Source organism: Bradyrhizobium sp. 62 (genome assembly GCF_023073035.1).
Classification (GTDB): Bacteria; Pseudomonadota; Alphaproteobacteria; order Rhizobiales; family Xanthobacteraceae; genus Bradyrhizobium.
Genome location: NZ_JADPIT010000032.1, coordinates 745673 through 754426 on the forward strand (window position 1 = coordinate 745673; position 8754 = coordinate 754426).

Sequence of the window (8754 nt, forward strand, 5' to 3'; positions counted from 1 at the left end):
AATCGCAGAACTCGTCGGCCGCCGTCGCCACCACATGCCAAGTCTGCCCGGACGAGGTGAAGATCTGACCGGCCGTCTCGATTGCGAGCAAACCTTGCAGGCGCGTCATCGCCAAGACCTCGTGGCCAGGCAGACCAAAACCAACCTTGGTCTTCCAAGCAGCGTCTCTCGCTTCTTTCCCGCTGACTCACAACAGACCGTCCGTCTCACGTCAGTCTGAGCCGGAGCGCCGCAGTTGAACGCGCCGCCCGGCATCTGCTGCGGCAATCCCGTAGTCACACGATGGTCATCGGTTAGCTTTCGTCAACCAACTCGAACAAGGATGCAGGGCGTTTTATTAACCCTTTGCTTGCGGGAGCAAACATGCGCCTGAGTGTTAAAATTTGCCTACTTGGAATCGTTTCCCTCCTTGTGCTCCTTCTAATGGCGCAGGCATGGATGGCACTTTCCCGCGCGGCAGCGCTAAATGCGAATGCGGAAGACCTTGCCACCAATTGGTTGCCTGCGACGAAAGCGCTGGGTGACGTCAAGTATTGGTCGACACGCGGCCGGGTCGCCGGCAGCCGCCTGATCGTGACCACCGACCCGTTGCAGCGCAGAACTACAGAAGGGCAGCTCTCGCAATATATGGCTAATGCCGAGAAGGCCGGGAAGGTCTATGAGGCTACCATCGTATCGCCTCAGGAAAGGGCGCTTTGGGATAAGTTCCAGCAAAAGTCAGGTTTCTATAAGAATGAGCAGGATCGCATCCTGATGCTGGCCGCGAGTGATCCGGCCAAGGCGATAAGCGACTACAATGGCTTGGGGAGTGCAGCGTTCAGTGAGGCGCAGAACGCCATCGACGCCGTTGTCGAATTCAATGAGAAGGGTGCCGCTGAGGCCGTTTCAGAGGCACGCGGCAGCTATTCGCTCGCAAAACTGGTGACGTTCACGGTCGGGGGCGTCGCACTCTTGATGGGTCTCGTCGCTGCATGCTTTGTGTTGATGCGGGTGACTTCGCCGCTCCAGCGGCTGAACGGCACGATGCGGACTATCGCCGACGGGAACCTCGACACCGAAGTCGTATATACGACGCGCAACGACGAAATCGGCGACATGGCCAAGGCACTCCTCGTTTTCAGGGAGAACGGCCTGCGCGTGCGCCGGATGGAGGATGAGCAAAAGGCCAACGAGCAGGCGGAAGCAAGGCGTCGCAAGCTGGAAATGGAGAAGCTTGCCAACGAGTTCGAGCACGCTGTCGGCGAGATCGTGGACGCCGTGGCGTCCGCTTCTACCGAGCTGGAAGCCTCAGCCAACACGTTGACCCATTCCGCGACACGTGCTCAGGAGGTCACCACGACCGTTGCCGCCGCGTCCGAGCAGGCTTCTGCCAACGTCCAGTCGGTTGCGAGCGCAACGGAAGAACTGTCGACGTCGGTCAACGAAATCGGCCGGCAGGTTCAGGAATCGGCGCGGATGGCTGGCGAAGCCGTCGGCCAGGCCCGCAACACAATGAACCAGGTCAGCGAGCTGTCGCGGGCCTCGACCCGCATTGGCGACGTGGTTGAGCTCATCAACACGATCGCCGGACAGACCAACCTGCTGGCGCTGAATGCAACGATCGAGGCAGCGCGGGCCGGCGATGCGGGCCGCGGCTTTGCAGTGGTTGCCTCCGAGGTGAAGGCGTTGGCCGAGCAGACCGCGCGGGCAACCGGCGACATCGGACAGCAGATCACCAGCATTCAGGCCGCAACGCAGGAATCCGTCACGGCGATCAAAAGTATCAGCGGTACGATCGAACGACTTTCTGAAATTTCGTCGACCATTGCGGCAGCGGTGGAGGAACAGGGCGCCGCCACTCAGGAGATCGCGCGCAATGTCCAGCAGGCGTCCCAGGGCACTCAGCAGGTTTCCTCCAACATCGTCGACGTTCAGAGGGGGGCGACGGAGACGGGCGGGGCGTCCAGCCAGGTGCTGTCCTCGGCGCAATCACTGTCCTCCGACAGCAACAGGCTGAAAGCTCAGGTACAGCGGTTCCTCTCCACCGTACGCGCCGCCTGATCTGAAAAGCAACGGGCGCCTGGTGAACGCCAGGCGCCATCCCGTTCTCTCCAGTATCGATTGTCCAAGATGTCGAACGTCACAACCTTGCACCTTAGCGAGCCTGTGTTGAAACAGCGTCTCATCGCAGCCGATCTCATTGCGCAAAGCAAGGAGACCAGGGAAAGAGGGCAAAATTTGCACAGTGCTTCGCCGAACTGGAATCGACCATCGAAGCGTTGAACGGTGCGAAGCGGCACGGCTATCGCATGCGCTTTCGGCGGCTTCAGAGGGAGCTGAAAGCTGCCCTCGAGGAGCTGGTGCTGTTGGAGAAGCAGCTCTGCGACGTTCGCCGATACGTCGCGCGCCAAGCCGTGGCCGAAACGAAGGGGCCGCTTTCACCGGCTTTCTTTGAGCTTTCGGAGGTCGCTGGGCAAAATTCCATAAGCTCTTTTGAATGATCGGCTGAAGTGGGTCAGGTCCGAAAATCCCCAGCCGAGAGCGATGTCACTGACTGAACGGTGTATTTGTCTCGGGTCTTCCAGCGCGTGGCGGCATCGAGCCAGTCGCTTGGTTTGGACGAGCCGCATGAGTGAGCTGCCCTGCGTTCCGAGCAATCTGTTGGCTTGGCGAACGCTAATTCCGACACGTTCGGCGATTCGCTCCGGCGTGAGGTCGGTATTCTGCAATCTCGCGTCGATGGCGCGGTGAATGTGCCAGACAAGGCGTGATTTGCTTGCCGGAAGTTGCGTTGGTCTATCGACCGCGTTCCCGAGGGAGAGCGCAATCAAGTCGATTGCCTGCGTCGAGATGGTTTCCTCGCTTGTCCTATCGAGTGTACCGCTCAGCTGTTCCAGCTTGGCTGCAAAGAATAGGGTTAGGCGCTCCTGCGGACCCAACGGAGCGATGCGGCAAGCCGCAATATCGAAGTTCTTACCGAGCCTTGCTTCAAGTTCCGTTCGCGGAACTTTGATGATGAGCGTGGACGACTGATCGAGAAAGTGCATCGTGTGGGCGAGCCGCGGGTCCACACACGCGAGTGAGCCTGCGTCCAAGGACACCCTGCGATCGCTTTGTTCCAGCAGGATTCGACCAGCGAGCAAACAGAATAACAGGACTTCGCTGGGGTCCGAGCGGGCCGCATGCCGGTTTGTGGAAGCGACCTGAATCTCGGAGTTACGTGATCTAACCAGGCCCAGCGACCCAACGCGTCCGACCGACAGCTCTGCGTTGAAACCGTCGCGAGAGGAAATCGAGGAGTCGTGGTCGGCGATCCGCTCGCGCGTGGCAGCTTGCCAATAGTCGAAACGGTCCCGCGGATGCACGTCTGCGGTGGAGAATGCGACCTCCATAAATCTCCTCCCAATTCCCCGTTGGCCGATGGATTGGACCCAACAAGCCGAGCGGATGAACCGCGCCTGTTTAAGCGTCGATGCAAAGCCTCGCTCGATTCGGCGAGCATCAGCACTGACCTTTTGGCATACAGCATATGAATCGCGCGAGACGTAATTGTACGGGTAGTCCTTCCGTTCAAGTGCCTGCCGGACCTGTTCTGGTGCTGGATGACGAACCCGCGGTCTGGCAGACGGTCTCGCTCGTGCTCACCAGGGCGGGGTTCGATGTGATCGGCTGCAACGATCCGAAGTCATTCATTGCGTTGTGCCTCGATTCCAATCCTTCTTGCGTTCTCGTCGACGTCGTTCTGAATGACACTTCGGGGTTGGAAATCCTGAGGGAACTCCGGAACCGAGGTTTTGATCGGCCCATCATCATGATGTCCGGTTGCAGCGACGTCGTAACGGCTGTCCGCGCGATCAAGCAGGGCGCCTTTGATTTCATCGAGAAGCCATTTCGGGGCAACGACCTCGTTGCGCGGGTTGCGGCAGCTCTGAAACCTGGGGAGTCCAGGAGCTCGGGGCCTGTGTTTCATTTCCCCGGACGGCCGCCGCTCACGGTTCGCGAGCGGGAAGTTCTGTCCGAGCTGATCGGCGGGAGGTCGACCAAGGAGATCGCAGACCGCATGGATCTGAGCCCACGCACCATCGAGAGCCATCGGGTCAATATCATGCAGAAGGTCGGCGCGAAAAATCCCGCCGAGCTGGTGCGCCTTGCGATTACGGCGAAGCGTTCCGGCACGTGAAGACAATTTCGACTGTACCATCGGCAGGCATGTCGAGCCGCGGTCTCTGGCACCCTGTACCAAGTCGAGCCCTGAACAGGATCGCTGCTCAAGCATGATCGCCAAGTCGTCCGGCTATCCCATTCTTGGCCGCGGATTGCTCTTGCGCCGCAATTCAATTGCCACTGTTTCCCGGTTCGCGCGCGCGGAGGCGCACGCACCGGGAAAGGCTAAATACTCCGTATTGACATGGTTCCAACTCAGACGGCCTACCCTACAACTTCGGTATCATGACGGTTGTTGCCGCTTTTTCCTGCAATTTGTATTTGCTGGTTTGCCGAAAATACATGCCGATCTGCTGGCGCCAACATTTTATTTTAACGATCTGCCTCTATTTTCATCACGCCAGAAGGGCGGTGCATTGCCTCGAAGGTTTTCCAGTGTCGCGAATGACACCCTCTCGAGGGACATTGCATGCCGATGTTCGGCTCCTCACGTTATACCATCTTCGCCGCCGCAGTCGCATCGGCCGGTATTGGCGCTATCGGCTTCAGCACGATCGGTTTCGGCGCAGCCGTCATCGGTGAAAGCCGCAAGGTCGAGATCACACAGAAGGCGCCGGGCGGGCTCGACGCCCTCAAGGCCCTGTATCGCAGACCCTCGACAATCCCGTTCCCGAAAGAAAATCCGTACACGCCCGAGAAAGCCGTGCTCGGCAAGAAGCTGTATTTCGACACCCGCCTCTCGGTGACATCGGCGCAGTCCTGCGCGAGCTGCCACAGCCCCGGGTTCGGCTGGGGCGACGGGCTGGCGGTCGGCGTCGGCCACGGCATGGCGAAGCTCGGGCGTCATTCACCGACCATCGTCAACGCGGCCTGGAGCGCCATCTTCATGTGGGATGGCCGTCTTCCGACACTGGAGGAGCAGGCGCTCGGCCCGATCCAGTCCCCCGGCGAAATGAACATGAAGCTCGACGAGCTCATGCAGCGGCTTTCCGGCATTCCCGAATATAAGCCGATGTTCGAGGCCGCCTTCCCGGGCGAGGGAATCAAGGCCAAGACGCTGGGCCAGGCGATCGCGACCTATGAGCGTACCGTCGTCTCCGAACGGGCGCCGTTCGACGGCTGGATCGAGGGCGACGAGAAGGCGATCTCGGAAGATGCCAAGCGGGGCTTTGCCGTGTTCAACGGCAAGGCGCAGTGCGCAGCGTGTCACGAAGGCTGGAACTTCACCAATGAAGGTTTTCAGGATATCGGGCTGCCGAGCAGCGACGTCGGCCGTGGCGAGTACCTTCCCGGTGTCATCAAGATGAAGCACGCCTTCAAAACCCCAGGCCTTCGCGAGATCAGCCGCCGCAGCCCCTTCATGCACGACGGCTCGCTCGCAACGCTCGAAGAGGTCATCGAGCACTACGATCACGCGGGTATCGATCGACCTAGCCGCTCGGATCTCATGCGCCCTCTCGAACTGACAGCGCAGGAGAAGGCCGATCTCGTTGCGTTCCTCAAGACATTGACCAGCGAACTCGCCCCGACGGCCGTGCCGGTCCTGCCGCGCTAAATTTAAAAGGATACCCCATGCGTGCACTTGCTCTGTTCACTTGCGTCATCGTCAGCGGGCTTTCGGTAGGCGCCTATGCGGCCACCGAAGTCATCCACCAGCAGGGGCGCGTCTTCTCGGCCGAGAACATCTCGGTCAAGAAGGGCGCCGCCGTCACGTTTCTGAACGATGACACGGTGCCCCACAACATCATGTCGGCCAGCAAGGGCAACGAATTCAACCTCGGATCGCAGGCGCCCGGCACCTCGACGGACGTCAGCTTCAAGGATGCCGGCGAGGTCCTGGTAATCTGCGCCATCCATCCGCGCATGAAGATGATGGTCAAGGTAACTGACTAACGACCACGTGGCGCCGGAGATTGATGATGTCGATACGCTACAAGATATTCGGTGCCTTCAGTGTCGTGATCCTGCTGGCCTGCGGGATCGCGTTCTACGGCATACGCGCCATCGGCAATTCCGGCGATCTGGTGATCCGTCTCTATGACGGGCCGCTGATGGGGATCAACCATGCGCGGGCCGCCCACGCGGCGCTGCATGAGGCCCGCCTCGTGCTCCAGCGAAACCTGCTCGCGGGCAGCTCGGGCGAACATGTCAAGAAGTTCGAGGATCTGGTGCGCAGCAGCTTCGAAGATCTGAAAGTCGTGCGCGAACGCACCTCATCGCCGAATGTCACGAATGTCCGCGAGAAGGTCGAGGGCCAGCTCAAGGAGTGGTCCAGCGGCGCGCTGAAGATTCTCAAGTCGTCCGCCGGCGGTACAACGGAGATTCCGACCAGCTTCCTGCTCGCGCAACAGGGCGACCGGTTGATGACGTCGATCGACGATCTCGTCGAGCTTGTCGCGGCTTACGGCTATGAATATCGCACGGAGGCGGAAGCAGCGGTCAATTCGGCCCGCACCACGATGGTGTCAGTGGCGGTCGGGACGGCGCTGATCGGACTCGTCATCGCGCTCGCCTTCACTTACTCGATGAGCCGGCCGATTTCGGCCGCAGTCCGGATCGCTGAACGCGTGGCAGCCGGCAACTTCATGGACGATATATCCGTCCGTCGTCGCGACGAGCTTGGTCGGCTCCTGAAGTCTCTGGCCGTGATGCAATCCAGCCTGAAAGCCCGCGCCGATGAGGACTTGGCCTTGATCGCCGCCAAAGATCAGAGCAGCGCCGCGCAGATCGGCCGCCGGCAACGTGTGGAGGCCGAGATCGATGCGTTCCGCGCCGCCTTCAGCTCCGTGCTCAGCCACACCGACCGCATGACCGGGGAGTTGACGGACACGGCGCAGAACCTGGCCGAGACGGCGCGCGTCGCTGGCACACGTTCGAGCGAGGCGGCTTCGACTGCCAAGCAAACGTCCAGCAACGTCCAGACCGTTGCGAGCGCCGCGAGCGAACTCGGTCAATCCGTGCAGGCCATTAGCTCTCAGCTGGCCGACGCCTCCACAATCGTCCAGCGCGCCTCCGGTATGGCGGAGTCCGCCAACCAGACCATCGGCAGGCTTGCAAGCGCGGCACAGCAGATCGACGAAGTGGTCGGTTTCATCCGGACCATTGCCGGGCAGACCAACCTGCTTGCGCTCAACGCCACCATCGAGGCCGCGCGGGCCGGCGAGGCGGGTCGGGGCTTTGCCGTCGTCGCGTCGGAGGTCAAGGCGCTTGCAACCCAGACTGCGAAGGCAACCGAGGAGATTTCGTCGCAAATCAACGAGGTGCAGTTGGCGACACGGCAGGCAGTCGACAACGTTGGAGCGATCGCCTTGATCATTGGCGACATCGACAGTTTCACAGGCCGGATCGCCGCGGCTGTCAGTCAGCAGAATGCGGCGGCGGGAGAGATCTCCAGAAGTATCGGTCAGGCCGCCACCGGTACGGCCCAGGTTGCCCGAAGCATTGCCGGAACGGCCGAAGCTACGGATAATGCCAACCGTTCCGCCGACATGGTTCTGGCAACCGCCCACGATCTGTCCAGCCAGGCGGCACAGCTGCGCTCGTCGGTGGATCGCTTCCTCGCCAACGTGGCGGCTTGAGCGGTCCTTGCGTAGATTTCAGTTGGCGATCGCGGCCAGCTCTTCAGCTCGGGTCCGCGCGGCAAAGGCACTGAACGTTTGGAACCGTCAGACGTTAGCCCGGTGGATGGTAGCCCAATGAACCATCCGGCGTGACGACGTACGGAGTTCGGTTCCTTGCTCAAGCTGTACAGGTGGCCGTCCGACGACTGGCAGAAGATCGGCGCGCAGATGCCGTCCGAGATCATCTGGGCTGATCTTTTGGACGCGACCGCAGAAGAAAAGCAGTTCGTCGAACGATTGCTCGGGATACGCGTTCCGTCCGAGGATTCGCTCAGCGAGATCGAAGCGTCGAGCCGCCTGATCCTCGACAACGGCACGCTCTATCTCAGCTCGCCGGCGGTTCGGCTCAACGAGGACAACGAGGCCGAGATCACGCCGGTGGGTTTCGTCATCGGCCCGCGCGTGCTGGTGACGGTGCGCTTCGCGCAGCTGCCGATCTTCGACGACATCGGCAAGCGTATCGGTTCCGATGACAGCCTGGAGAACGGCATGTGCGTGTTCACCAGCCTGGTCGAGGCCATGGTCGATCGCGGCGCCGATGTCCTTGAGCATCTTGGCGCAAAGGTCGACAGGCTCTCGCGGGGCGTGTTCAAGGGCGGGCTCGTTCGCTCGAAGCGGCCGGTTCGCTCCAGCCGCAGGATGCGCGAGGCGCTGGAGAACATCGGTGAGTTGGCCGATCGGCTCGCCAAGGCGCGCGATGTCCTGCTTGGCGTCGGCCGCGTCGCCTCGTTTGCCGGCGATGTCGGGGGTGAATGGATCACGCCCGCGTCGAAGAAGCGCCTCGAGGCCGTCTCGAAGGACGTCGTTTCGCTCGGCGACTACGAGACGCGATTGTCGGACAAGATCCAGCTTCTGCTCGATGCCGTGCTCGGCTTCATCAACATCCAGCAGAACGAGCTGTTCAAGATCCTGACGATCGTCTCGGTCGTCGGCGTGCCTCCCACGATTCTGGTCGGCATCTGGGGCATGAACTTCAAGCACATGCCGGAGC

At 61.0% G+C, this 8754-nt stretch carries 7 protein-coding genes; 6 read left to right on the forward strand and 1 reads right to left on the reverse strand.

Annotation, left to right across the window (positions count from 1 at the left end; genetic code table 11):
• The first annotated feature begins 363 nt into the window (after positions 1-363).
• Entirely contained in the window at positions 364-2040 is a 1677-nt protein-coding gene (locus IVB47_RS32890) for a methyl-accepting chemotaxis protein (RefSeq protein ID WP_247467685.1), read from the forward strand.
• A gap of 377 nt (positions 2041-2417) precedes the next feature.
• On the opposite strand, the gene IVB47_RS32895 is transcribed toward IVB47_RS32890, so the two are convergent.
• The gene (locus IVB47_RS32895; RefSeq protein ID WP_247433125.1) at positions 2418-3371 is read right to left on the reverse strand and encodes a helix-turn-helix domain-containing protein; all 954 of its coding nucleotides are present in this window, start codon (positions 3369-3371) and stop codon (positions 2418-2420) included.
• 137 nt (positions 3372-3508) lie between these two features.
• Here IVB47_RS32895 and IVB47_RS32900 point away from each other — a divergent pair, with 137 nt between their 5' ends.
• The 5 genes from IVB47_RS32900 to IVB47_RS32920 form a co-directional block, all read left to right on the forward strand.
• A complete protein-coding gene (locus IVB47_RS32900; protein WP_247467688.1) occupies positions 3509-4159 on the forward strand; it encodes a response regulator in 651 nt (216 codons plus the stop codon).
• Between the two features lie 453 nt (positions 4160-4612).
• Positions 4613-5698, forward strand: a complete 1086-nt coding sequence (locus IVB47_RS32905; RefSeq protein WP_247467691.1) for a cytochrome c peroxidase — start codon at positions 4613-4615, stop codon at positions 5696-5698.
• Between the two features lie 17 nt (positions 5699-5715).
• Positions 5716-6036 (forward strand): plastocyanin/azurin family copper-binding protein, encoded by a 321-nt coding sequence (locus IVB47_RS32910; RefSeq protein WP_027569212.1) that lies wholly within the window; start codon positions 5716-5718, stop codon positions 6034-6036.
• A gap of 65 nt (positions 6037-6101) precedes the next feature.
• The gene (locus tag IVB47_RS32915) at positions 6102-7721 is read left to right on the forward strand and encodes a methyl-accepting chemotaxis protein (protein ID WP_247467694.1); all 1620 of its coding nucleotides are present in this window, start codon (positions 6102-6104) and stop codon (positions 7719-7721) included.
• Positions 7722-7877: 156 nt separating this feature from the next.
• Positions 7878-8754 (forward strand): magnesium transporter CorA family protein (locus IVB47_RS32920; RefSeq protein WP_247467696.1); only part of this gene is annotated, 877 nt, incomplete at its 3' end.